This is a genomic window from Bradyrhizobium sp. USDA 241 (genome assembly GCF_049739505.1).
In the GTDB taxonomy this organism is placed as follows: domain Bacteria; phylum Pseudomonadota; class Alphaproteobacteria; order Rhizobiales; family Xanthobacteraceae; genus Bradyrhizobium; species Bradyrhizobium liaoningense.
Map to the genome: position 1 here is coordinate 2,528,694 of NZ_JBMGPZ010000005.1, position 23,326 is coordinate 2,552,019.

Consider the following 23,326-nt stretch of genomic DNA (forward strand, 5'->3'; position numbering starts at 1 on the left):
AGGAGATGCGCTTTGAGCGTGACGCAGCAACAGGTTCTCGACAGTCTCGCCAGGGTCAAGTCGCCCCGCGGGGTCGCGCTCACCAATGCCAATGTGCTGAGCGCGATCAGCGCGTCCGAAGGCAAGGTGTTCTTCTCGATCAATGTCGATGCCGCCGAGGCAAGGGCCTGGGAATCCATCCGGGCCGAAGCGGAGGCCGCGGTACGGGCCATCCCCGGCGTCACCACCGTCATGGTGGCGCTGACCGCCGAGCGCAAGCCGGGCTCCGCGCCGCCGCCAGCGCCGCAGCCGAGCCGCGGCACGCCCGGCGTGCAGCCGGCCCATGCCCACAAGCCGCCGCAGGGGAGCCAGTCGCCGATGGCGCGGCAATCGGAAATCCCGGGCGTTGCCGCTGTGATTGCGGTCGCCTCAGGCAAGGGCGGTGTCGGCAAGTCGACCACGGCGCTCAATCTGGCGCTGGGCCTGCGCGACCTCGGCCTCAAGGTCGGGCTGCTCGATGCCGACATCTACGGCCCCTCGGTGCCGCGCCTGACGGGCCTGCGCGACAAGCCGGAGCTGAACGACGAGCGCAAGATGATTCCGCTTCGGCGTTTCGGCCTCGCCATCATGTCGATCGGCTTCCTGGTCGAGGAGGAGACCGCGATGATCTGGCGCGGTCCCATGGTGATGTCGGCCGTGACGCAGATGCTGCGCGACGTCGAGTGGGGCAAGCTCGACGTGCTGGTCGTCGACATGCCGCCGGGCACCGGCGATGCCCAGCTCACGCTGGCCCAGAACGTGCCGCTCAAGGGCGCCGTGATCGTCTCGACCCCGCAGGACCTGTCCCTGATCGACGCGCGGCGGGGGCTTGCCATGTTCAAGAAGGTCAACGTGCCCGTCCTCGGCATCGTCGAGAATATGAGCTACTTCCAGTGCCCGCATTGCGGGACCAAGTCGGACATTTTCGGCCACGGCGGGGCACGGCACGAGGCCGAAAAGCTCAAGGTGCCATTCCTGGGCGAGATCCCCCTGCACATGGCGATTCGCGCCACTTCGGACGCCGGTAATCCCGTCGTCGACAGCGAGCCGGACGGTCCTCATGCGGCGATCTACCGCGCCATCGCAGGGCAGGTTCGGGACCAGCTGAAGGGCGTCATTGCCGCAGCCTGAACCGGCCGGCCGCGGGCCCCCGGGGACATGCGACTTTTGTAGAGCCCCGTCATGCCATTGTCGCGTTCCGTAACCGCGCGGTCCGTGTTAAAGGCGCACGGCAGTCAAGCCCCTTCGGTTCGACGCGACATCGACGCGTCGCCGGAATGAGCGGCGGCATAAGAGAAGTCAAGGGGAAACGCCCCAGCAAGGAGAGACCTGAAGATGAAGCGTCGTGATTTTCTGAAAGTGTCGGCAGCAGGCGCGGCGGCGACCGCAGTGGCCTCGCCGGCGATCGCGCAGTCCTCGCCCGAGGTGAAGTGGCGCCTGACTTCGAGCTTCCCGAAGTCGCTCGACACCATCTATGGCGGCGCCGACCAGGTGGCGAAGTACGTCGCCGAGATGACTGACAACAAGTTCCAGATCCAGGTATTCGCCGCCGGCGAAATCGTCCCCGGCCTCCAGGCGCTCGATGCGACCTCGAACGGCACGGTCGACCTGTGCCACACCGTCTCCTACTACTACGTCGGCAAGGACCCGACCTTTGCGATCTTCGCCTCGGTGCCGTTCGGCCTCAATGCGCGCCAGCAGAATTCCTGGCTCTATCAGGGCGGCGGCAACGAGCTCGCCAACGAGTTCTTCAAGAAGTCGAACGTGATCGGCTTCCCCTGCGGCAACACCGGTACCCAGATGGGCGGCTGGTTCCGCAAGGAGATCAAGACCGTTGCCGACCTCTCCGGCCTCAAGATGCGCATCGGCGGCATCGCCGGCCAGGTGCTTCAGAAGGTCGGCGTGGTGCCGCAGCAGCTCGCCGGCGGCGACATCTATCCGGCGCTGGAGAAGGGCACCATCGACGCCGCCGAATGGGTCGGCCCCTACGATGACGAGAAGCTCGGCTTCGCCAAGGTCGCCAAGTACTACTATTATCCGGGCTTCTGGGAAGGCGGTCCGACCGTCCATGCCTTCGCCAACCTGGAAAAGTTCAATGCGCTGCCGAAGAGCTACCAGGCGATCCTCACCAACGCGACGGCCAACGCCAACACCTGGATGGCTGCGCGTTACGACATGCAGAACCCGGCCGCGCTGAAGCGCCTGGTTGCCGGCGGCACCCAGCTTCGTCCGTTCACCAACGAAGTGCTGGAAGCCTGCCTCAAGTCGACCAACGAGCTGTGGGCTGAGATTTCGGCCAAGAACGCCGACTTCAAGAAGTCGATCGACGCCATGCAGGCCTACCGCTCCGACGAATATCTGTGGTGGCAGGTCGCCGAATATACCTACGACAGCTTCATGATCCGCTCGCGCACACGCGGCTGATCTGCGGCTTAATTCGCAGGACCAAATCGCCCGGCCTCGCTCGCGAGGCCGGGCTTTTTCTTTGCCGCAGTGCGATCGGGATGGCATTCGGCCGCGGCTTACGCCATGCTGGCGGCAAGCCTCGACAAGAAGGCCCACAATCACGATCCATCAGGGCAGGAAATCATGAAGAGAAGAGACTTCATCAAGGTCACAGGACTTGGTGCGGCCGGCGCCGCCACGCTCGCGGCTCCCGCGATCGCGCAGTCGATGCCGGAAATCAAATGGCGCATGCCGACGAGCTGGCCGAAATCGCTCGACACGCTGTTTGGCGGTGCCGAGATGATGTGCAAGATGGTCGCGGAGGCGACCGACAACAAATTCCAGATCCAGATCTTCGCGGCCGGCGAGATCGTGCCGGGCCTCCAGGTGCTCGACGCCGTGCAGAACGGCACCTGCGAAATCGGCCACACGGCCTCCTACTATTATTTCGGCAAGGACCCGACCTTCACCTTCGGCTCGGCCGTGCCGTTCGGTCCCAACATGCGCATCAACCAGGCCTGGTACATGCTCGGCGGCGGCCGCGACGTGCTCAACGAGTTCTACAAGAGCTACAACGTCGTCTCGCTGCTCGCGGGCAACACCGGCTGCCAGATGGGCGGCTGGTTCAGGAAAGAGGTCAACACGCCCGAGGATCTCAAGGGCATGAAATTCCGCATCGGCGGCTTCACCGGCCGCGTGCTCCAGAAGCTCGGCGTGGTGCCGCAGCAGCTCGCCGGCGGCGACATCTATCCCGCGCTGGAGAAGGGTACCATCGATGCCGCCGAATGGGTCGGTCCCTATGACGACGAGAAGCTCGGCTTCTACAAGATCGCGCCGCACTACTACTATCCCGGCTGGTGGGAAGGCGGGCCGATGCTGATGGCCTTCGTCAACCTCGACAAATGGAACGCGCTGCCGAAATATTACCAGAGCGTGCTGGAGCAGGCCGGCCACTACGCCAACAACTATATGATGGCACGCTATGACAACGCCAATCCGCTGGCGCTGAAGAAGCTGCTCGCGGGCGGCACCAAGCTGCATGCCTTCTCGCCCTCGATCATGGATGCCTGCTACAAGGCCTCCAAGGAGCTGCACGCCGAAGTCGCTGCGACCAACCCCAACTTCAAGAAGGTGCACGACTCGCTCGCCAAGTTCACGAGCGACGGCTACGCCTGGTTCCAGGTTGCCGAGGTCGGCTACGACATCTTTATGGCGCGGCGCTCGCAGAGCTGATCGCGCTATCCGTCGCAGGCAGCGCCCCGGAGCGAAGGCTCCGGGGCGTTGTCGTTGCAGCGTTCCGGAGGGTGTCCAAACAAAAACATGGAAAACAACCCCATGCACAGTAGGCGGGGACAGCTTTATCAATGACTTGGCGGCTTATCGTGCGCTTCTGCGGAATTGCCGAATTCGCTTGATGCGTCGGGCAAAACAGTGGTAGAATTCCATAATCGAATAATCCGAATTGGGGCCTCGGTGCCGGACCCGAGAAATCCACTGAGCTTCGACCCCGATCAAATCCAGGACGCGCTACCGGCCGGTTTCCAAGCATTGGGGAAAAACATCAGCGAACGACGCCGGCCGCGTCTTTCGTGCTTGGCATGAGCCAATCGAGTCCGAGCAGAGCGGCCTCGAGGATGGCGACGGCGACAATGCCGCCGAGCCAGCCGAAAAAGATGATGGAAAAGGTGCCGAGCAAGATCGCGCAAAAGACGTCGGCAAGCACCTTGCAGATGCGGAAGTCTTGGTCTTGGCCAGAAGCGAAGTAAGGCATCGGGCTCCTCCAGGCACTGATCCTCAGCCCCGGATTCAACCGCGTGCAAAAGCGTATGTTCCGCGGGTCAATTCTTCGGCTGGCCGAAATCGAGTGGCGGTGGCAGCTCGATGTCCGGGATCTTGATCTTGTCCAGGTCCACTTTGGTGGGCGCGTCGAGCAGCCCAGTCACCGTTATCGGAATGCAATGACGACTGCAGCCATGATCGCCTGCAGGCCGATCCACGGCATTGCGCCCAAGTAGATGTCTGAACTCTTGACCTCCGTCGGCGCTACACCCTGTCGGTGCTGCGCCGGCAGATGGAGTCGCTGCCGGTCCTTCACAGTGATCACCAAAGCGAGAGGTGTGAAGCGGTTCACAGTCACGTCGAGAGAAATTCGCTAGAAATTCCGGGAAGCTAGCGAGCTTTCCTTGATTGCGCCGACCGATGCCGTGCGGTGCGCCGCCGCGAGCAGGGCCGCGCAGGCCAAGACGAAAGCCCACCCGAACTCGGGGTGTGCGTCCTGGGCCGGCAGAACGCCGGCTGCCAAAATTACGGGTTGCGGCCACCGCTTCTCAGGTGCGGAGCGCGGGAATGCCGCGGCACGACGCCCGCCATATGCCGTGTGGGCCTTGCTGGCTGCCAGGGACTTTCTTGCAAGGCGCCTTTTTGCGCTGACAGTGCGCGGCTGAGGATTGCGTCGTGGCGAAGGTCGTTTTCAATCTGACCATTGAAGATTGTGGCGAAGACCATTGCCGCATCGTTGCGGAATACAATTCGTCGAGCCGCGAGATCGAGGTCGAGAAGCTCAAGCCGAGTTTTCGCCAGAACCTGAGACCGCTGCAGGAAGCGATTCTCCAGAGCCCTGCCGCGCGCAGCGCCGAGGCCGCGCTACGCCCGCGAAGCCCGGATGTGGCCACGGCAAATGGCGGCAATGAAGCAAGACCCGCCATACGTGATGCTGCCGGAGCTCTGATATCGGGATCGGACGAGCGAATTGTCCAGGAAATCGGTTCGCAACTCTTCGACTTCATCTTTCAGCGAAAGATACTCGAACTCTATCAGGAATGTTTCCAGGCGGCGCGAAGAGACGACGAGCCGTTCCTGATCCGCTTGCGAGTCAGCGATCCCGCGCTTGCCTACGTGCCCTGGGAAACGATGTACGACAAGAAGAACCGCATCTATGTGACGACCTCCCAGAGCACACCGTTCACGCGTGCTGTCGACAACTATGGCGAAGAACGTCGGATGAGCGCGGCAAGGCCGATACGGGTGCTGGGCATGGCGGCGAGGGTCAAGGTTCTGAACGGATTTCCGCTGGATGAGATCGAGGTCGACGCCGAGCAGGTCGCGATCAAGAAGGCACTGAACGAATTGAACGACGGCAAGAGACTGAAGCTGTCCTGGATTCCTTCGGCAAAGGCGCGCGATCTCAACCGTCGTTTCCTGAGGGGAGATGATGGCAAACGGTGGGATCTGTTTCACTTCATCGGTCACGGCGGACACGATCCGGATCGGCAGATGGGCTTCATCGTGGTGCAGGAAGAGGGAGGATCGAGTGGGATTCGGCTGTATGCCGACACGTTGAAAGTGTTCCTTACCCAGCCCGGCCAAACGCCGAGCCTCGTCGTTCTGAACTCCTGCAGCGGGGCGCAATCCGACGGTCCCCTGTTCTCGAGCACCGCTGCCGAGCTCATTCAAGGCGGCGTCCCTGCGGTGATCGCCATGCAGTTCGAGATCAGCGACAACATGGGGCTCGCGTTCGCCGATACGTTCTACACTTATCTCGCCGACAACGTATCGATTCAGGCCGCTCTGGCGCATACGAGGGCCGAATTGAAGGCGCGCCACTTCGCCGAATGGATTTCTCCGGTTCTCTACATGCGCGGCCTCGACGGTGAAATTTTCGTGGACCGGGCTGGACCCTAGCGGATGTTCATCAATGTACGGCTTTGACCCGTCCGTCGTTGCTCTCGGCCTCGGTGCGATCGCGATCTGCATCGTCAGTGCGATCGACTTTCACGCTCCTTTCGAAACCGTGGAGATCCGCTATGCCGTGATGCGCGACCGCTATTATTTCGCGGTCCTCGCCTACGTCACGATCGCCGTGATCTTCTTTGTGTTCATGGTCAGCCAGGTCCGCTGGCTGACCAATCAGCTCTATCCCGGACGGGACGCCGGCCTGCTCGTTGCCGTACCGGCGACGATCGCATTCATGGTGCTGGCGCCGCACCTGCCGATTCTATCTCGGGTGATCGGACTTCTGAGAACCATGATGCAGACGCTGGCGCGCTACCCGCAGGCCGTGGAGACCGTCATCGTGGCCATCGCGCGTTCGCCCATCCGGGTGACGGAGCGGGCAAAGCCGGAGTTGCAGCGCGAGCTCGAAGGATATGGCGTTCCCGCGAGGCTGATCGAGAAGGCGCTCAATCAGGATGACGAAGTGCTTGCCGTCGGCGCGACGGCCATGATCATGCAGGTTGCTTCGCTTCACACCAGTTTCGTCGAACTGCGCGGCAACCCGCGCTTCGAGAGATTCTTCCGCGCGCGGAAAGCCGCGTTTGACGAGCTGGAGAGGCAGTATCGGCGAATGCTGCGGCGGTCGGCGCGGGCCCTCCTGCTGACGGAAGACATCATGGTGTCGGATGTCGACGAGCGGGAGCTGGTGCTCGAGATCTCCGATTTCATCGCGGAAGAGTGTGAGGATTTGCGGGTCGCATACCAGCGTCGTCTGGCCGAGGCGACCTTGTCGGTCGTCGACAGGCGCGATTCCCGGACGGAGCTGATATCCAGCTTCGGGTATCAGACCGTTCTGCCCCAGCCATTGCCGTTTGCACCCCTGGTGACGATCTTCGTCCTCGACTTCGCGGTCTCTGTCGCGCCGCTGTTCTTCCTCGATCTGCCGAAGAAGTTTGCGGTTGGTTCGCTGGCCGGAGGCCTATCGTCCCTCGCACACGCGGTCGCGCTGACGATCTCGATCTTCTTTGCAATCTATCCGAAGGCCTCGACGAATTTCGCGCGCCCCTCGCTGTACGCGTTGCCCTGGAGCTCTTACGTGGTCTTCGGGGCGTGCTCGTATCTGGCGGGCAACTTCATACTATGGTTGACTTACAGCACGATTCCGATCGCTGAAGGCTGGCTGGCGAAGAATCATCCGTTTGCGGCGAGCTCGCTGTTCTCCCTGATCTTCCTGGTCAACACGCTGGTCCTGAGCATTCTTCTCGACGTGCGGCTGAGGGCGGATCGGCTGGATTATCACGAGGCGAGACTGAAGGACGGCGCGACCCATGCGGTGGTCATGGCGTCGCTGATGTTCAGCCTTCTCGTCAGCTTCGTATTGGTGACCAGGGCCTATGGTCTGGAAATGCCGACGATCCCGTTGTCGTGGTACGCCGGCATCGTCGCGTCCTTCGGAGTTCTCGGCTTCGTGGTCGGATACCTCGTGCCCTCGACGGCGGAAGCCTACATCGAATCCAACAAGCTGATCCGGAAGTCGTCGGCGCTCGATGGCAATCTGCTCGGTTGGGCCGCGCCTGCGTCGCAGTCGACTGTCAAGCCTTGACCTCGCGCTGTCGGAGGGGCGCGCGACGTGCGCCCCACGGCATTTGAGGGACGTAACGAAGAACGCATCTGTACAGGGGGAAGGACATGGCTACAATCGAGATAGCAAACGGGATCGTGATTCAAAGTCCCGACGATGTCGAGGTCAGGTTGGTTCAGGACGTCGCTTCCCGCCGGGGATTGCGCCGCGCCTCCACGAGCCAGATGAGGGGCACCGATCAACTCAAGAGGGCGCTGTCGGCGTCCGACTTCACGATCACGGCCGAAGTTGAATTGGCGCCGACGCGGCCCGGAACGCGCGCCCTGCGACGGGACGCGCAGACGCCGACGCAGATTGAGGTCGAGGTCGGCCCGTCCGAACGGGCGATGGTGCTGATCGAAGGGGCAGGCGGCGTCTATGCCTGGAGCTACCCGCAGCAGGTTGCCCGTCCATCGCGGCAACGCGGCGGTAGACAAGTTCTGGTGTTCCCGCTGACGGCGGAAACGAGCGGCACCCGTGGAATCTCCACGGCACGCGGCAAGCGTGGCCCGGTTCTCGACTGGGTCTCCGACAAGCTGATCGATCCGGTCTGCGCCTATGTGCTGAAGTTCGTCGCCAGAACGGCCGTCGATGCGGCGACCGACTATATCGAGGGAGACCGGGAGGAGGGGATCGTGATGATGACCGGGGTCGATCCGGCAGCATGGACCCCGTCGCGATCCGAGCGGCCGCGCTTGCCGCAAGGTCGCCCGCTCAAGATCCTGCTCATGGTGCACGGCACGTTCTCATCGACCGCGGGTGGCTTCGCGCAGCTTGCCGGTTCCGAGAGCGGGCAGGCATTTCTTTCGAGGGCCAATCAGCACTACGACGCCGTGCTCGGCTTCGACCACAAGACCCTGACCGCAACGCCCGGCCAGAATGCGGCCGCTCTTGTTGCGGCGTTGCAGGCGCTGGGAATCCCGGAGAGGTCGTCGATCGACGCGGTCGTCCACAGCCGCGGCGGACTTGTCTATCGCGTGGTGGAAAATCGGCTTGCGGAGCAACGACCGGACATCCGGCTCGGCAAGGCCATCTTTGTCGGCTGCACGAACGCCGGGACGCATCTTGCCGAGCCCGAGAACTGGGCGGCGATGATCGATCTCTACACCAACGGGATCATGGCCGGCGTCCGTGCGGTTTCGTACCTGGTGGGCGGGGCTGCGTTGAGCCCCATCGTGGCGCAGGGGATCAAGACTGTCGGTCGCTTTGTCCAGGCGTTTTCGGAAGTCGCCATCGACGAGCAAAGAGTACCCGGACTTGCAGCGATGCGGCCCACGAGCGATCTCGTCAGGGAGTTGAACGGAGCGGCCGGTCCTCTCGACAAGCTCGCGACCTATTATGCGATCACTTCGAATTTCGTCGCGCAGGTCGAACCCAGCAAGGGGGTGACGAGGGAGTTCGCCGAGTTCATTGCCGATCGCGTGACAAATCGCCTGTTCCGGCTCGACAACGATCTGGTGGTGGATACCTCGTCGATGACCTCGTTCGGGACCCGCGGCTCGCGCCTCGCCGGCGACGCGACCTTTGCTTTCGGCAATACGGACGACGTCTTTCACACCACTTACTTTGCGACGGATGTCGTTCCGTTGAAATTGAGTGAATGGCTGGGGGTTGGCGCAGTTCGCCTCGGCGAGCAATTTGACCTGCAGCGGACAGCATCGCGCCGGGCGACGCGGAGAGCGGCGTCCCGCGGTGAACACTCGCTGGGAGCCGTTCTGCCTTCTCCCCATCTGGAGAGCCTCGAAGCCGACTCGATGTCGGACACAACAACGCTGCGACGAGTGCCAACGCGTGCGGCTCCTGCGGCTGCATCGCCCGTGCCGAGCCAGGCGTCTGTCGCAGCCGAGATGGCGCCGTTGGCACCTTCTCCTGATCCAAGAACCGCCGCCTGCTATTTTGCGGCAGAGATCGAGTCTCATCCGCCGCCCAGGAAGCCGGTCCCGCTGTTTGTCACGGTTTCGCGCGAGAGGATCCAGGCTGCGGAAACACAAACGTCCAGCGCCTCGGATACCCCGGTCAACATCGACGCGTCCCGCGCCATCGTCGTTGAAGTCATCGCGCGCAGAAACTGCCGGGTCCTTGGCGAATCCAGCGCAGAGATCGACACGCCGCGGGAACGACGGGCGGAGGCGCTGCGGTTCGTCGTGGAAGGTACCGCAGAGGGCGCAGCGGACATCCTCGTCGAAGCGCGGCAGGGTCCGCGCATTCTGGCGTCCTTCACCCTGGCTCCCGTATTCGTCGATGCAGACAGCAAGACCTTGCGCCGGAGCCAGGTCGGGCTGGCCATGGCGGCACGCCCGAACGAGCCGGCGGTGCTGAGGATCTACGAGATCGTGGAGAGCGGCAAGGTGACGCTGCGCTTCGACCTTGCCTGCGTCGACCCCAACATCGCAGTTTCGGAATCGCGCACCCTTCCCGGGGGGTTCTCTCGCGACGTCTACGTTGCGGAGATATTCAAGGGCATCGAGACTTCCTGGCTCGCAACCAACCGGTTGTATGACCAGTTCCTGGCGCGCCTCCAGGCAAACGGAATTGTCATGGCGAACGAGTTGTTGCCGGACAAGGTCCGCGAGGCGTTGTGGACCCATCGCGAGGCGATCCGCGCGATCCAGGTCATCTCGGAGGAGCCGTTCATTCCCTGGGAGCTGCTTTACATCAATGATCGGAAGTCCGGGCAGGCCGGCAAGGGATTCCTCGCCGAATGGGGGCTGGTCCGCTGGCTGCACAGCACGCCATGGCCCGGTCCGAACCTTGCGATGCGCAGCGATCGCGTCAACTACGTGATCCCGGCCTATCTCGATCCCGCCCTGCAGCTCGAAGGCGCCGGTGCCGAACGCGAGATGCTGGCCAAGCTGTTCGGCAATCCCCGCGAGGTCCCGGCCGACAGCATCTCGGTGACGGGCTTCCTCCAACAGCATGCCAGGGAGTGTGACGTTCTGCACTTTGCCTGCCACGGCGAAGCGGCGCAGCGGGCGGTCATGACGGCCGACCTGTTGATGACGGGGTCCACGGTGGACGGCAGCTTTGCGCAGGATTCGCTATCGGCGGATCAGGTCAAGGCTTTTGCCCGCTTCGCAGAAAGCGGACCGAGACCAACCATTTTCATCAATGCCTGCCAGACCGGGCGGTCGGGACGCGGTATCGGCGGAGGTGTCGCCGGCTTTGTCGATGCATTCCTGCGGCCGTATTCCGAACTCGGCGCGGGCGCGCTGGTCGGAGCGCTCTGGTCGGTGGACGACAAGCTCGCCTACAGTTTTGCCGAGGCGTTCTATCACTCGCTCAAGGACGGAAACGTGCTGGTGGAAGCGGTCCGAACGGCTCGCGAGGCAGCCAAAAGCCGGAAGGAACTGACCTGGCTGGCCTATTCCGTGTACGGCAATCCGTTTGCGCGCGTCGAAGGCGACGTTTAGATCGAGCAGGGAGTATTCGATCCAGCGGCCGGATGCCGGCCCGCCGTTCCAGGCCTCGTGAGGGCGGGTCCGATCGGCTTACACGAGGCTGACATCGGGGCGATCGGCTCACCGCGCGTTTTTTCGCTGGCCCAGCCGTCCCGAATGCTGGAAAAGAGCGGCGAAGATTTCGGCGCGAGCCGTGCGGTGACACCGGAACATCGATGCGCCTTCTGATCGTCGAGGACAATGCCGAGCTGTCGCGGCTCGTTGCTGCCGGGCTGGCCGCGGCCGGCTATGAGAGCGACATCGTCGGCAGCGCGGCCGAGGCGCGCGAGGCGGTGAGCAGCGTCAACTATGCCGCGATGATCCTCGACCTCGGCCTGCCCGACGACGACGGCCTGTCGGTGCTGCGCGAGCTGCGCCGGCAGATGGAGCCGCTGCCGGTCCTGGTGCTGACAGCCCGCGGCGGCTTGCAGGACCGCGTGACCGGCCTGCGCAGCGGCGCCGACGACTATCTCGCAAAGCCGTTTGCGATGGAGGAGCTGGTGGCGCGGCTGGAGGCCATCCTGCGCCGGCCCGGCCAGCTGCTCGGCCGCTCGCTCAGCCTCGCCAACCTCGTCTACGACACCGAGAGCCGCCAGATCTTCATCGACGACCAGCCGCGGATCATCTCCGCGCGCGAGAGCTCGGTGCTCGAGATCCTGTTGCGCCGGCAGGGGCGGGTGGTGCCGAAGAAGAACGTCGAGGACCACATCTTCGGGCTCGAAGGCGAGGTCGCCTCCAACGCGGTAGAAGTCTACGTCTCGCGGCTGCGCAAGCAGCTGGCTGAACACGGCGCCAGAGTGGTGATCCACACCATCCGGGGCGTCGGCTATCTCATGACCGCGGAGAAATAGCGTGCCCGCCGGGGGCCAGGCCAGATCGCTCACGTTCAAATCGCTGATCTCGCGCATCGTGTTCCTGCACATCGTCGCGGTCGCGGTGGTCGCGATCTTCCTGCCGCTGGTGCTGTTCTGGCTGCTCAATTCCGAGATCGACCAGCTGCATCGAGACGCCATGCGCGCGCAGGCCGAGGTGCTGGCGGAGCGTATCGTCGCGCAGCCGGACGGCACGTTGAGCTTCAACCTGCCCGACAGTCTCAAGGGCCTCTACTCCGACGCTTACGGCCGCTACCAGTTCGACATTCGCGATGCCGACGGCCGGCTGCTGTTCTCCTCGCACCGTCGCTCAGCCGCTGCGGCCGCATCACGCTTCTCCCAGACGATCTCCGGCGCAGGCGTCACCCGCGATATTGCCGGCAAGACGGTCCGCATCCAGGTTGCCGAGGACCTCGCGCATCGCGACGTCATCATCGACGACATCGTCTCGAACTTCTTCCGGCGGGTGGGGTGGATCACCATCCCGATCCTCCTGGTCCTGCTTGCCACCGACATCATCATCTTCCGCCGCGCGATTGCGCCGCTGTGGAGAGCCTCGGAGGAGGCCAGCAATATCGGTCCGGCGCGCACCGATATCCGCCTGCCGACGGCGCAGATCCCGCGCGAGATCATGCCGCTGGTCACCGCCGTGAACCAGGCGCTCGATCGCCTCGAGGGCGGCTTTCGCGTGCAGCGGCAGTTCACGGCGGACGCCGCGCATCAGCTGCGCACACCGCTCGCGATCCTGCGCACCCGGATCGAGTCGCTCGACGACCGCGCCGCACGGCAGGCGCTGCTTGCCGACATCGAGGCCATGAGCCGCCTCGTCGCCCAGTTGCTGGAGATCGCCGAGCTCGACACATTGGTGCTCGATCCCGGGGAGACCGCGGATTTGCGCGCGGTCTGCGCCGAGGTGGTCGGTTCGATCGCCCCGTTCGCGATCGCGCAGCACAAGGACATCGCCCTGAAGGGGACCGACGCGCCGGTCAGGGTCCACGGCAATTCGGAGATGCTTCAGCGCGCGATCTTCAACCTCGCCGAAAACGCCATCAAGTTCACCGCGAAGGACACCTGCGTCGAGGTCGAGGTGCGCGACGACGGTTCGGTGCGCGTGCGCGATTGCGGCCCGGGCATCGCGGAAGCCGAGCGCGAGCTGATCTTCCAGCGCTTCTGGCGCGCCGACCGCCGGCGCAGCGACGGCGCAGGCCTGGGACTCTCGATCGTGCGCGCGGTGGCGGACGATCACGCGGCCACGGTTGCGGTGGCAAACCTCCCCGGCGGCGGCGCGGAGTTCACGCTGCGGTTTCGGCCGGCGAACGAGGTGGCCTCTTCACCCTCCCCTGGAGGGGGAGGGTCGATCGCGCGCAGCGCGAGCGGGGTGGGGTGACAGTCTCTCGGCGTGGCGCACTGCCCGAATGGAGAGATCACCCCACCCCGGCGCTTCGCGCCGACCCTCCCCCTCCAGGGGAGGGTAAGAGGGCAGCAGTCGCGCCATCCGCGGCTACTTCTGCGGCGGGCCGAGATCCAGCGGCGGCAGGTCGATCTGCGGCACTTCGATCTTGATCGTGCTGGGGTCGATGTTCGACTGGACGCCCTTGTAGTGCATCACCATGGCGGGGAATGCGATCACCAGTCCGACCATGATGACCTGGATGACGACGAAGGGGACCGCGCCCCAGTAGATCTGGCCCGTGGTGACGGGATCCATCCGCTTGCCGGTGAGGCGATCGGTGTATCGCTCCTTCGGCGCGACCGATCGCAGATAGAACAGCGCGAAGCCGAACGGCGGATGCATGAACGAGGTCTGCATGTTGACGCCGAGAATGACGCCGAACCAGATCAGGTCGATGCCGAGGTGCTCGGCGGCAGGTCCGAGCAGCGGGATCACGATGAAGGCCAGCTCGAAGAAGTCGAGGAAGAAGGCCAGCACGAAAACAAGCGCGTTGACGAAGATCAGGAAGCCGACCTGGCCGCCGGGCAGGGAGGTCAAGAGGTGCTCGACCCAGACGTGGCCATTGACGCCGTAGAATGTCAGCGAGAACACGCGGGCGCCGACCAGGATGAACACGACGAACGCCGACAGCTTGGCGGTCGATTCCGTGGCTTGCCGGATCAGGTCCCAGCTCAGCCGCCGCTTTGCGGCGCCGAGGAGGAGGGCGCCGGCGGCACCCATCGCGCCGCCCTCGGTCGGAGTCGCGATACCGATGAAGATCGTGCCCAGCACCAGGAAGATCAGGAACAGCGGCGGCACCATGACGAAGGTCGTCTGCTGCGCCATCTTGGACAGGAAACGGAAACCGGTCAGCTTGTCGATCAGCCAGTTCACCACGGCGACAGCGAATGCGAAGACGATACCGTAGAACATGCTGAGCACGACGTAATCGGCGCCATGCGTCTCGGAATTGCGCATCATGAACCATCCGAACACGCAGCTCGCGAGGAACAGCATGCCGAGCGAGACCAGGCCGCGGCTGCCGTCACCTTCGCGGAAGCCGATCGCCTCCTTCGGCAGGCCCGGCGCGGCCTTCGGAAAGATCATGCTGACCAGGAAGGCGTAGAGGGCGTAGAGGCCGGCGAGTACGAGGCCCGGGATGAAGGCGCCTTCGTACATGTCGCCGACCGACTTGCCGAGCTGGTCGGCCATCACGATCAGGACGAGCGAGGGCGGAATGATCTGCGCGAGCGTGCCGGATGCGGCGATGACGCCGGCCGCCACGCGGCGGTCGTAGCCGTAGCGCAGCATGATCGGCAGCGAGATCAGACCCATCGAGATCACGGACGCCGCGACCACGCCCGTCGTCGCCGCGAGCAGCGCGCCGACGAAGATCACCGCATAGGCAAGGCCGCCGCGGATGGTACCGAACAACTGGCCGATGGTGTCGAGCAGGTCCTCGGCCATCCCCGACCGCTCCAGCACCAGTCCCATGAAGGTGAAGAAGGGAATGGCCAGCAGCGTGTCGTTGTTCATCACGCCGTAGACCCGCTCCGGAAGCGCCTGCAGGAAGTCGGGGTGGAATTGGCCGAGCTCGACGCCGATCACGGCAAAGAAGAGGCCGACGGCGCCGAGCGAGAATGCCGCGGGATAGCCGAGCAGCAGCACGACGACCAGCGACGCGAACATGATGGGCGCCATATTGGCGATGATGAATGCGGTCATGATTCCCCCTACACCGTCGCCAACGGCTACTTCTTCTCGATCGCTTCGACGAGATGCTCGACTTCCGCCTCGAGCGCCGACACCTGGGATTCATGCGGATCGGGGATCAGCCCGCGCATGACCGCAATTCGCTTGATCAGTTCGGAGATGCCTTGCACGAGCAGGAAAGCGAACCCGATCATGATCAGGGATTTGGTCGGCCATTGCGGCAGCCCGCCGGCATTGCCGGACTGCTCGCTGATGTGGAAGGAGCGCTGGAAGAACGGCACTCCCGTGATGATCATGACGATGCACAGCGGAATGAGGAAGAACAGGTGACCGACCACGTCAATCCAGTTGCGAGCCTTCTTCGGCAGCGCGTTGTTCACGATGTCGATGCGGATGTGCTCGTTGTCGAGCAGCGTCCAGGGCGAGCAGAGCAGGAAGACGATGCTGAACAGCACCCATTGCAGCTCGAGCCATGAATTCGAGGACGTATCGAACGTCTTGCGGATGATTGCATTGACCGCCGAGATGATGACGGCGAGCACGATCAACCACGCGAGGCGCTTGCCCGTCCAGCGCGTGAACGCGTCGATCCCTTGGCTCAGCTTAAGGAGCGCTTGCAACGATAGGTCCTCCCCCGATTTCACCCCAGCCGTCTTGATTACGCCGACGCGGCGCGCGGCTTGTCTCGCCGCAACGGCTTGAGGCAGCAGGCACCAAACCAGCGGGCGTGCCGGCAGTCAATTGGAAGTTTGTTGGTAGTTAAGGGGAATAAGGCCCGTAATCCGACGGTGTCAGCCGCCGGTGACGCTCATGTGCCTGGACACGCTGGGGCGGTCGTGGCGGCGGTCGATGATGAAATCGTGCCCCTTGGGCTTCAGCCCGATGGCGCGGTCGATCGCATCCGCAAGCAGCAGGTCATCGCTCGATGCACGCAGAGGTTTGCGCAGATCGGAGGCATCCTCGTGGCCGAGGCAGGTGTGCAGCGTTCCCGTGCAGGTGATGCGCACCCGGTTGCAGGATTCGCAGAAATTATGGGTCATCGGCGTGATGAAACCGAGCTTGCCGCCGGTCTCGGCGACGCTGACATAGCGGGCCGGACCGCCGGTGCTCTCGGGCAGATCCGTCAGCGTGAATTGCTGGGCGAGGCGGGCGCGCACCAGCGACAGGGGCAGATACTGGTCGATCCGTCCCGATCCGATCTCGCCCATCGGCATGACCTCGATCAGCGTCAGGCCCATGCCCTTGCCGTGGGCCCAGCGCATCAGTTCGGGCAGCTCGTCCTCGTTGAGATTCTTCAGGGCGACGGCGTTGATCTTCACCGCAAGCCCTGCGGCGCGCGCGGCCTCGATCCCCTCGAGCACCTTGTCGATCTCGCCCCAGCGGGTGATCTCGCGAAACTTCCTGGGATCGAGTGTGTCGAGGGAGACGTTGATGCGGCGGACGCCGCAATCGGCGAGCTCGCGCGCGTGCTTTGCAAGCTGGGTGCCGTTGGTGGTCAGCGTCAGCTCGTTCAATGCGCCGGTCGACAGATGCCGCGACAGCGAGCGCACCAGCGTCATGACGTTGCGGCGGACCAGCGGCTCGCCGCCGGTGAGCCGCAGCTTCTTCACACCCTTGGCGATGAAGGCCGTGCAGAGCCGGTCAAGCTCCTCCAGCGTCAGGAGGTCAGCCTTGGGCAGGAACGTCATGTCTTCCGACATGCAGTAGAAGCAGCGCAGATCGCAGCGGTCGGTGACCGAGACTCGCAGATAGCTGATGGTCCGCCCGAACGGATCGGTCATCGCGCCCGACAGCGCGGCACGGGGGCTCGCAGAAAGTCCGTTCATACCAAATGCCTTGTCACTTGCGGCGACGGGCGCACCTTTGCTTCAGCGGTGCTGAGAAAGCAATCTAAGCATCGGACGCGGCTAGGACAATCCGGTGGTATGGGCAGATCAGCGCTTGTCCGCATTCGGATCGGGGAACGGCGAGGCTGCTGCGGGTGCCGCCTCGGCCGGCGCTGCGGCGGACGCGGCTGGTTTGGGCTTCTTCGGCCGGTGCGGCTTGCGGACCGGTTTCGGCGGCACCGCCGGCTGGAGTTCCGCAAACACCGGATTCGGATCGGTGGTGACGGAGGCGGGTGTGGTGAAATCGCCGGGATTCTTGACCACGTTCACCGGGACGCTCGCTGGCTGGTAACTTGGGCAGGGCGAAAGCGACCGTGAAAGGCGCATCGGGTGCGGGAACCGAGACCGAGCAGGGGGTCTTGCAGCCCTGACCGAGTGAGGTGGTGGCGTCAGCCCCGGGCGGATTGGATTCGAGCCTGACCTGGACGGTCGGTGGTGCTGATTTGAACATGTCCCAGGACATCGAGGAGCAGCCACCTAGGCTCGCTCCCGCTAGCCCGTCCTATTCGTGAGAGTGCGGCTTTTGGGCCCGATTGATGCGGCCGCACATCTTGTCTGACGAGGCGCACAGGATTGCCTTCGGCTTTTCGCCGCCTGACGACCGGTACTTTGCAACGCGCTTGAGGGATGGGTTGGGCGAACGGGGGCGGACGCCCCGCCGGTCAAGGACCGAGCGGCAGCAGCGCGCCGAGCAAGCCGCAGATCAGGTCGGCTTCGGGACATGCCGCGGCAAACGCAAGGCGAATGCGGCTCGTGGTCTCGACGACACGGGCGGCGATTTTCAAGAGCCGAAGACGCAGCGTCGCGAACTCGGCAGCGGCCAATTCCCGGGCTTTGGGAATGGCGTCGCGCACGGTCAGCATCAGCCAATAAGCGGCCGTATGGAGCACGAGACGGACCTGGTTGGCGAGCGCCGAACGGCAGCTGGTGCGATCGGAGGCGAGCTGCGTCTTATGCAGCTTGATCAGATTCTCGGCTTGGCCGCGCGCGCAATACAGGCTGTCGTAGATCCACTCGGCCGAGCCGACATCGAGGCTGGTGACGACGAAGCGGATGTCGAGGCCGAGCATCGTCGCCTCAATACGGGCGACAGTGCGCCGTTCGCGATCCCAGGACTTTGCCTTGTGGCGCGTCTCGGTATAGCCACGCAGAACCGGCAGGTTCTCGATGGCGCGTCGCGTGCGGATGTCGTCGGCGACCTCGTCGACTTTTCTGGCGAGAGGCTTGGTGCCGGACAGACCGAAGATGTAGTCGATGCCGTTGGTCTCGCACCACGCCATTGCCTCCGGCCGGGCATAGTGCCCGTCGCCACGGAACGTAATTTGCGTGTTGTGCCATCGCGTCCGGATATGCCGTACCAGGCGGCGCAGATGGGCACGCACCTCGACGCCGCCCGGCGTCTTGCCGGGCCGCAGCACGACGGCCACGGGCCGGCTCTTCTCCGTGTCGTAGACGTGGATCGGCAGGAAGCAGCGTTCGTCATAATGAGCGTTGAACAGCGAGAGCTGCTGATGGCCGTGGACGACGTCGCAGGTATCATCGATGTCGAGCGTGACGGATGCCGGCTCGCGCGGGTAGCTATCCATCCATGCGTCGACCAAAGTGTAGGTCAGCCGGATCACGTCGCGCAGGCGCGGAGCATTCTCCAGCCGCGACAGCGTCGGCTGGGAACACAAATCCCGGCCCGTGTCCGGTAGGCGACCGCAGGCCAGTTTGAATGCCGGATCGGACCTCAGATGATCGAGGTCGTCGGCGTCCTCGTAGCCGCAGCAGATCGCGAACATGCGAGCGCGGAACATATCGACCAGGCTGTGCACGACCCGCGTCGGATCGCGCCGATCCGGGAACACCCGGGCCAGATTGTTGGCCAAACCGAGACGCCGCTCGGCCATCGCCAGAAGCATCACGCCCCCGTTCGAGGTTAGGCGCCCACCATCGAAGGCAGCTGTGACTTTCTTGGCGTGAACGGCTGGAAACGAGAAGGGCGGAATCGTATCGTCGGTCATGGCGGGCGTGGCGTTCGCGGTTGGAGGTGATGGGGTTGGCTTCGCAACCGAATCCTACGCCGCATCAGCGCTTTACCCCTCAGGCGCACTCTTACGAATAAGACGGGTTAAGTTGAAGAAAGATTGAGTGACTCCCGATCATTTCTGTGCCGAAACGTGGAGTCGCGGTCGTGCCGCGTCCAAAGAAACCGGCGCGAGCGGCCTATTAGACGCGGTAGGTGCTCAGCCTCCGAAACGAGACTATCAAGCATGAAGAGATCGAGCGCGAGGCAGAGGTTTTATTTGTGTTGAATTCTTGCTTCTCGATAGTGGTCTGAAATCGTATCATCGGTCATGGCGGGCGTGGCGTTCGCGGTTGAAGGTGATGGGGTGGCTTCGCAACCGAATCCTACGCCGCATCAGCGCTTTACACCACGCTCGCCAGCCTCTCAGGCGCCCTCTCGCGAATAAGACGGGCTAGCGCAATCGCGATGACACGACGCATGAACCATCCACTTCTATTGCGACGAACCGCCACATCCCCGGCGCGACCTTAGGAGTGTCGTTTGGGGCAGGCAATTGGCGCGCGGCGCATAGGTAATTGATGGTTAACGCAGGGCGTCGCTAGAATAACCTAGTTGTATCAGCTGGTTGCGACGGGTGAAGCTGTCATCAGGCTGATGGCGGCCGCTGGCAGATCGCGCATGTGATGGATCAGCCGGTCCGGCTTCAATTCGGCGATCGGCACGTCGGTGTAGCCGAAGCTGACCCCGATCACGGGCACTCCGGCGCGCCGGGCGACCCCGACGTCGGTACCGGCATCGCCAACCATGATGCTGGCCTTCACGTCTCCGCCGGCCCGGGCCACGGTTTCGCGGAAAATGGTCGGATCGGGCTTCTGGACACCAAAAGTGTCCGCCCCGCAGATCGCCGCGAAACGGCGGCTGAGGTCGAGCTGGTCGAGCAGCCGCTTCGACAGCCATTCCAGCTTGTTGGTGCAGACCGCGAGGCGATGGCCTCGCGCCGCGAACTGGTCGAGTGCGGCCTCGAGCCCCTCAAAGGGGCGGGATTCGACCGCGATATGGTCGGCGTAATAGGCAATGAAATCCGCGGTCATCCGGTCCATGTCTTTGGGGGTGACGGTGCGGCCCTCGGCCTCCAGCCCCCGCTCGATCAGCTTGCGGGCACCGGCGCCGATCATGTTGCGGGCGGAGGCCATCGGCACGGGCGGCAGGCCTTCGCGGTCGAGCACATAGTTCAGCGCGGTGATCAGGTCGGGCGCCGTATCCACAAGCGTGCCGTCGAGATCGAAGACGATGGTGTGAGGGCAAGTCCCTTTGAAGGAGGTCATGGTCCCAGCGCTACCGGCCCGGTCGCATCCGCGCAAGGGGCGGGCCCATAAGATCACCTTATAGGCCTGTTCCCGCGAGGAAAACGAGGCTACATAGGCCGCCGAAAGCGGCCGCGATCGGCGGCTCATCCTCCGAATCCAGGGCGGGCGCACACGTGAACATGGACCAGTTGAAGCGGCAGGCTGCTGCCCGCGCCCTCGAGGAGGTGCGCGATGGCATGCAGCTCGGGCTCGGCACCGGCTCGACGGCCAAGCATTTCGTCGAGCTGCTCGGCGAGCGCGTCGCCGCCGGTCTCAAGGTGGTCGGCGTGCCGACCTCCGAAGCCACGCGCGCTGATGCGGAACGTTGCGGCGTGCCGCTGACGACGTTGGATGAGATCGACCATCTCGACATCACCGTCGACGGCGCCGACGAGATCGATCCCGAGCTCAATCTGATCAAGGGCGGCGGCGGTGCGCTGCTGCGCGAGAAGATCGTGGCGGCCGCCTCGGATCGCATGATCGTGATTGCGGACGACACCAAATGGGTGCCGACGCTCGGCAAGTTTCCGCTGCCGGTCGAGGTTATCCCGTTCGGGCTCGGAGCGACGCGCCGCGCGATCGAAAAGGCATTTGCCGAATGCGGCGTTTCCGGGCAAATGGCGGTCCGCAAGGACAAGGGGCGGCCACGTTTTCGTCACCGATGGCGGCCACTGGATCGTCGATGCCCAGCTCGGACGTATTGTGGATCCCCCCGGTCTCGCCAAGGCGTTGAGCGCCATCCCCGGGGTGGTCGAGCATGGTTTGTTCATCGGCTTGGCTAGCTCGGCCGTTCTGGCGGGCGGCGAAGGAATTCGCGTGATTGAACGGCGCAAGCCGAAAGGAGACCAGGAATGAAGAACGTGTTGAAATTCTTGCCGGCCGCGACTCTCGCTGTGGGACTGGCCGTTTCGGCCGCCCCGGCCGTCGCCCAGCAGCCGGCCCAGCCCAAGGCTGCCGCCGCACCGGCCCAGCCGAAGGCGTCGCCGGCTGCGATCGCGGCGGCCAGGGAGATTCTGCAGATCAAGAACGCCACCGCGATGTATGCCGGTGCCGTGCCCGGCGTCGTCGAGAAGACCAAGATCGCGCTGATCCAGCAGAACCTCAACTACCAGAAGGAGCTCAACGAGGTCGCCCCGATCGTGGCCCAGCAGCTCAACGGCCGCCAGAACGAGATCGGCGAAGGCATGGCCCAGATCTATGCCAGCGAGTTCACCGAGCAGGAGCTGAAGGATCTCGTCACCTTCTACAAGTCGCCGCTCGGCAAGAAGCTGATCGAGGCCGAGCCGCGCGCCATCGGGCTGAGCATGGCCTTCATGAACTCCTGGGCCCAGAACTTCTCCGAGACCGTGATGGGCGCCTTCCGTGCCGAGATGCGCAAGCGTGGCAAGGAGATCTGATCGATCCTATTTGATCAGAGATTGTTGAAAGAGGTCGGAGTGGACCATGGCTGAATTCGACGTCGACCTCTTCGTCATCGGTGGTGGTTCGGGCGGCGTGCGTGCCGCCCGCATCGCGGCCGGGCACGGCGCCCGCGTGATGATCGCGGAAGAGTACCGCATGGGCGGCACCTGCGTGATCCGCGGCTGCGTGCCGAAGAAGCTGTTCGTGATCGGCTCGCATTTTCGTCAGGACATCGAGGAGCGCCGCGGGTTTCGGCTGGACCGTTCCGCCGGCCAGCTTCGACTGGCCGACGCTTATCGCCAACAAGGACAAGGAGATCGCGCGGCTGGAGGCGGCCTACACGACGAACGTCGAGAAGTCGGGCGCGCAGATCGTCAAGAGCCGCGCGGTGATCGAGGACAAGCACACCGTCCGCCTGCTCGAGAACGACAGGAAGATCACCGCGAAATACATCCTGATCGCTACCGGCGGCGCGCCCAACCATGGCGCCGCGATTCCCGGCATCGAGCACGTGATCTCCTCCAACGAGGCGTTTCACCTGAAGGAGCTGCCGAAGCGGATCGTGATCCAGGGCGGCGGCTACATCGCGCTGGAATTCGCCGGCATCTTCGCCGGCTTTGGCTCCGACGTCACCGTGATCTATCGCGGCGACAACATCCTTCGCGGCTTTGACGAGGATGTCCGGACCCATGTCCGCAGCGAGATGGAGAAGCAGGGCATCACCATTCTCACCGGCTGCACGGTGACCAAGGTCGACCGCCACGGCGAGAGCTTCACCACCCATCTGTCGAACGGATCGAGCATCGGCTCCGACCAGGTGATGTTCGCCATCGGCCGCCATCCCAACATCGCCAATCTCGGGCTCGAGAAGGCCGGCGTCGCCATCAACCCGAACAATGGCGGCATCGCCGTCGACCATTTCTCCAGGAGCTCGGTCGACAGCATCTATGCGATCGGCGATGTCACCCACCGCTTCAACCTGACGCCGGTCGCGATCCGCGAGGGCCATGCCTTTGCCGACACCGTGTTCGGCAAGCGCGAGGTCAGGGTCGATCACGCCAACATCCCGACGGCCGTGTTCTCGCAGCCGGAGGTCGGCACGGTTGGCCTGACGGAAACCGAGGCGCGCGCGCAATTCAGCCACGTCGACATCTACAAGACGACGTTCCGCCCCATCAAGGCGACGATGTCGGGCCGCGATACCCGCGTGCTGATGAAGCTCGTCGTCGATGGCGCGACTGATCGCGTGCTCGGCTGCCACATCGTCGGCGATGCCGCCGCCGAGATCACGCAAGCCGTCGCAATCGCGGTGAAGATGAAGGCGACCAAGGCGGATTTCGACGCGACCATCGCGCTGCATCCGACCGCGGCCGAAGAGCTCGTCACGATGCGCACGCCGACCGCGCGCCACGTGCGTCAGGCGGCGGAGTAAG

15 protein-coding genes and 4 pseudogenes are annotated in these 23,326 nt (G+C 63.9%); 11 read left to right on the plus strand and 8 right to left on the minus strand.

Annotated features, from left to right (window positions below):
* Window positions 1-12 precede the first annotated feature (12 nt).
* The 3 genes from ABIF91_RS34045 (at window position 13) to ABIF91_RS34055 (ending at window position 3,696) form a co-directional block, all read left to right on the plus strand.
* Window positions 13-1,149, plus strand: a complete 1,137-nt coding sequence (locus tag ABIF91_RS34045) for an Mrp/NBP35 family ATP-binding protein (protein WP_028179675.1) — start codon at window positions 13-15, stop codon at window positions 1,147-1,149.
* A 204-nt stretch (window positions 1,150-1,353) separates the two neighbouring features.
* Window positions 1,354-2,442 (plus strand): TRAP transporter substrate-binding protein, encoded by a 1,089-nt coding sequence (locus ABIF91_RS34050; protein ID WP_028179676.1) that lies wholly within the window; start codon window positions 1,354-1,356, stop codon window positions 2,440-2,442.
* 165 nt (window positions 2,443-2,607) lie between these two features.
* Window positions 2,608-3,696 carry a TRAP transporter substrate-binding protein gene (locus tag ABIF91_RS34055; RefSeq protein WP_028179677.1) on the plus strand — a complete coding sequence of 363 codons (1,089 nt, stop codon included), beginning with the start codon at window positions 2,608-2,610 and terminating at the stop codon, window positions 3,694-3,696.
* Window positions 3,697-4,024: 328 nt separating this feature from the next.
* On the opposite strand, the gene ABIF91_RS34060 is transcribed toward ABIF91_RS34055, so the two are convergent.
* Window positions 4,025-4,186 (minus strand): hypothetical protein, encoded by a 162-nt coding sequence (locus ABIF91_RS34060; protein ID WP_244430080.1) that lies wholly within the window; start codon window positions 4,184-4,186, stop codon window positions 4,025-4,027.
* A gap of 115 nt (window positions 4,187-4,301) precedes the next feature.
* A pseudogene (locus ABIF91_RS34065) lies at window positions 4,302-4,516 on the minus strand (C4-dicarboxylate ABC transporter); the annotation flags it as partial.
* 401 nt (window positions 4,517-4,917) lie between these two features.
* On the opposite strand from ABIF91_RS34065, the gene ABIF91_RS34070 reads away from it, so the two are divergent.
* From ABIF91_RS34070 to ABIF91_RS34090, 5 genes are all read left to right on the plus strand, one after another.
* The gene (locus ABIF91_RS34070) at window positions 4,918-6,144 is read left to right on the plus strand and encodes a CHAT domain-containing protein (RefSeq protein ID WP_028179680.1); all 1,227 of its coding nucleotides are present in this window, start codon (window positions 4,918-4,920) and stop codon (window positions 6,142-6,144) included.
* The gene (locus ABIF91_RS34075; protein WP_424579638.1) at window positions 6,113-7,777 is read left to right on the plus strand and encodes a hypothetical protein; all 1,665 of its coding nucleotides are present in this window, start codon (window positions 6,113-6,115) and stop codon (window positions 7,775-7,777) included. Before ABIF91_RS34070 ends, ABIF91_RS34075 begins: the two co-directional genes overlap by 32 nt.
* Window positions 7,778-7,863: 86 nt before the next feature.
* The gene (locus ABIF91_RS34080; RefSeq protein ID WP_424579639.1) at window positions 7,864-11,205 is read left to right on the plus strand and encodes a DUF7379 domain-containing protein; all 3,342 of its coding nucleotides are present in this window, start codon (window positions 7,864-7,866) and stop codon (window positions 11,203-11,205) included.
* Between the two features lie 203 nt (window positions 11,206-11,408).
* Window positions 11,409-12,083, plus strand: a complete 675-nt coding sequence (locus ABIF91_RS34085; protein ID WP_028179683.1) for a response regulator — start codon at window positions 11,409-11,411, stop codon at window positions 12,081-12,083.
* A 1-nt stretch (window position 12,084) separates the two neighbouring features.
* Window positions 12,085-13,491 carry a sensor histidine kinase gene (locus tag ABIF91_RS34090; protein ID WP_028179684.1) on the plus strand — a complete coding sequence of 469 codons (1,407 nt, stop codon included), beginning with the start codon at window positions 12,085-12,087 and terminating at the stop codon, window positions 13,489-13,491.
* A gap of 114 nt (window positions 13,492-13,605) precedes the next feature.
* Here ABIF91_RS34090 and ABIF91_RS34095 read toward each other — a convergent pair whose 3' ends face one another.
* The 6 genes and pseudogenes from ABIF91_RS34095 to ABIF91_RS34120 all read right to left on the minus strand — a co-directional run bounded on the left by ABIF91_RS34095 (window position 13,606) and on the right by ABIF91_RS34120 (window position 20,471).
* Window positions 13,606-15,261 (minus strand): TRAP transporter large permease, encoded by a 1,656-nt coding sequence (locus ABIF91_RS34095; protein WP_028179685.1) that lies wholly within the window; start codon window positions 15,259-15,261, stop codon window positions 13,606-13,608.
* Window positions 15,262-15,287: 26 nt separating this feature from the next.
* Window positions 15,288-15,869 (minus strand): TRAP transporter small permease subunit, encoded by a 582-nt coding sequence (locus tag ABIF91_RS34100; RefSeq protein ID WP_028179686.1) that lies wholly within the window; start codon window positions 15,867-15,869, stop codon window positions 15,288-15,290.
* Between the two features lie 171 nt (window positions 15,870-16,040).
* Complete coding sequence (gene moaA, locus ABIF91_RS34105) at window positions 16,041-17,075, minus strand: GTP 3',8-cyclase MoaA (RefSeq protein ID WP_028179687.1); 1,035 nt, start codon at window positions 17,073-17,075, stop codon at window positions 16,041-16,043.
* Window positions 17,076-17,183: 108 nt separating this feature from the next.
* A pseudogene (locus ABIF91_RS34110) lies at window positions 17,184-17,598 on the minus strand (hypothetical protein).
* A gap of 199 nt (window positions 17,599-17,797) precedes the next feature.
* Complete coding sequence (locus ABIF91_RS34115) at window positions 17,798-19,141, minus strand: IS1380 family transposase (protein ID WP_424579640.1); 1,344 nt, start codon at window positions 19,139-19,141, stop codon at window positions 17,798-17,800.
* Between the two features lie 622 nt (window positions 19,142-19,763).
* A complete protein-coding gene (locus ABIF91_RS34120) occupies window positions 19,764-20,471 on the minus strand; it encodes an HAD family hydrolase (RefSeq protein ID WP_035673219.1) in 708 nt (235 codons plus the stop codon).
* Between the two features lie 218 nt (window positions 20,472-20,689).
* Here ABIF91_RS34120 and rpiA point away from each other — a divergent pair.
* From rpiA to gor, 3 genes and pseudogenes are all read left to right on the plus strand, one after another.
* A pseudogene (gene rpiA, locus ABIF91_RS34125) lies at window positions 20,690-21,239 on the plus strand (ribose-5-phosphate isomerase RpiA); the annotation flags it as partial.
* Between the two features lie 104 nt (window positions 21,240-21,343).
* Window positions 21,344-21,889 (plus strand): DUF2059 domain-containing protein, encoded by a 546-nt coding sequence (locus ABIF91_RS34130; RefSeq protein WP_028181511.1) that lies wholly within the window; start codon window positions 21,344-21,346, stop codon window positions 21,887-21,889.
* A gap of 46 nt (window positions 21,890-21,935) precedes the next feature.
* Window positions 21,936-23,325 (plus strand): annotated as a pseudogene (gor, locus tag ABIF91_RS34135) (glutathione-disulfide reductase).
* Window position 23,326: the final 1 nt, after the last annotated feature.

Bases quoted from the DNA above. Each gene is read 5' to 3' on its own strand.
- ABIF91_RS34050 (WP_028179676.1), top strand. From the start codon at position 1,354: ATGAAGCGTCGTGATTTTCTGAAAGTGTCGGCAGCAGGCGCGGCGGCG.
- ABIF91_RS34055 (WP_028179677.1), top strand. From the start codon at position 2,608: ATGAAGAGAAGAGACTTCATCAAGGTCACAGGACTTGGTGCGGCCGGC.
- ABIF91_RS34080 (WP_424579639.1), top strand. From the start codon at position 7,864: ATGGCTACAATCGAGATAGCAAACGGGATCGTGATTCAAAGTCCCGAC.
- ABIF91_RS34085 (WP_028179683.1), top strand. From the start codon at position 11,409: ATGCGCCTTCTGATCGTCGAGGACAATGCCGAGCTGTCGCGGCTCGTT.
- ABIF91_RS34095 (WP_028179685.1), bottom strand. From the start codon at position 15,261: ATGACCGCATTCATCATCGCCAATATGGCGCCCATCATGTTCGCGTCG.
- moaA (WP_028179687.1), bottom strand. From the start codon at position 17,075: ATGAACGGACTTTCTGCGAGCCCCCGTGCCGCGCTGTCGGGCGCGATG.
- ABIF91_RS34115 (WP_424579640.1), bottom strand. From the start codon at position 19,141: ATGACCGACGATACGATTCCGCCCTTCTCGTTTCCAGCCGTTCACGCC.
- ABIF91_RS34120 (WP_035673219.1), bottom strand. From the start codon at position 20,471: ATGACCTCCTTCAAAGGGACTTGCCCTCACACCATCGTCTTCGATCTC.
- ABIF91_RS34130 (WP_028181511.1), top strand. From the start codon at position 21,344: ATGAAGAACGTGTTGAAATTCTTGCCGGCCGCGACTCTCGCTGTGGGA.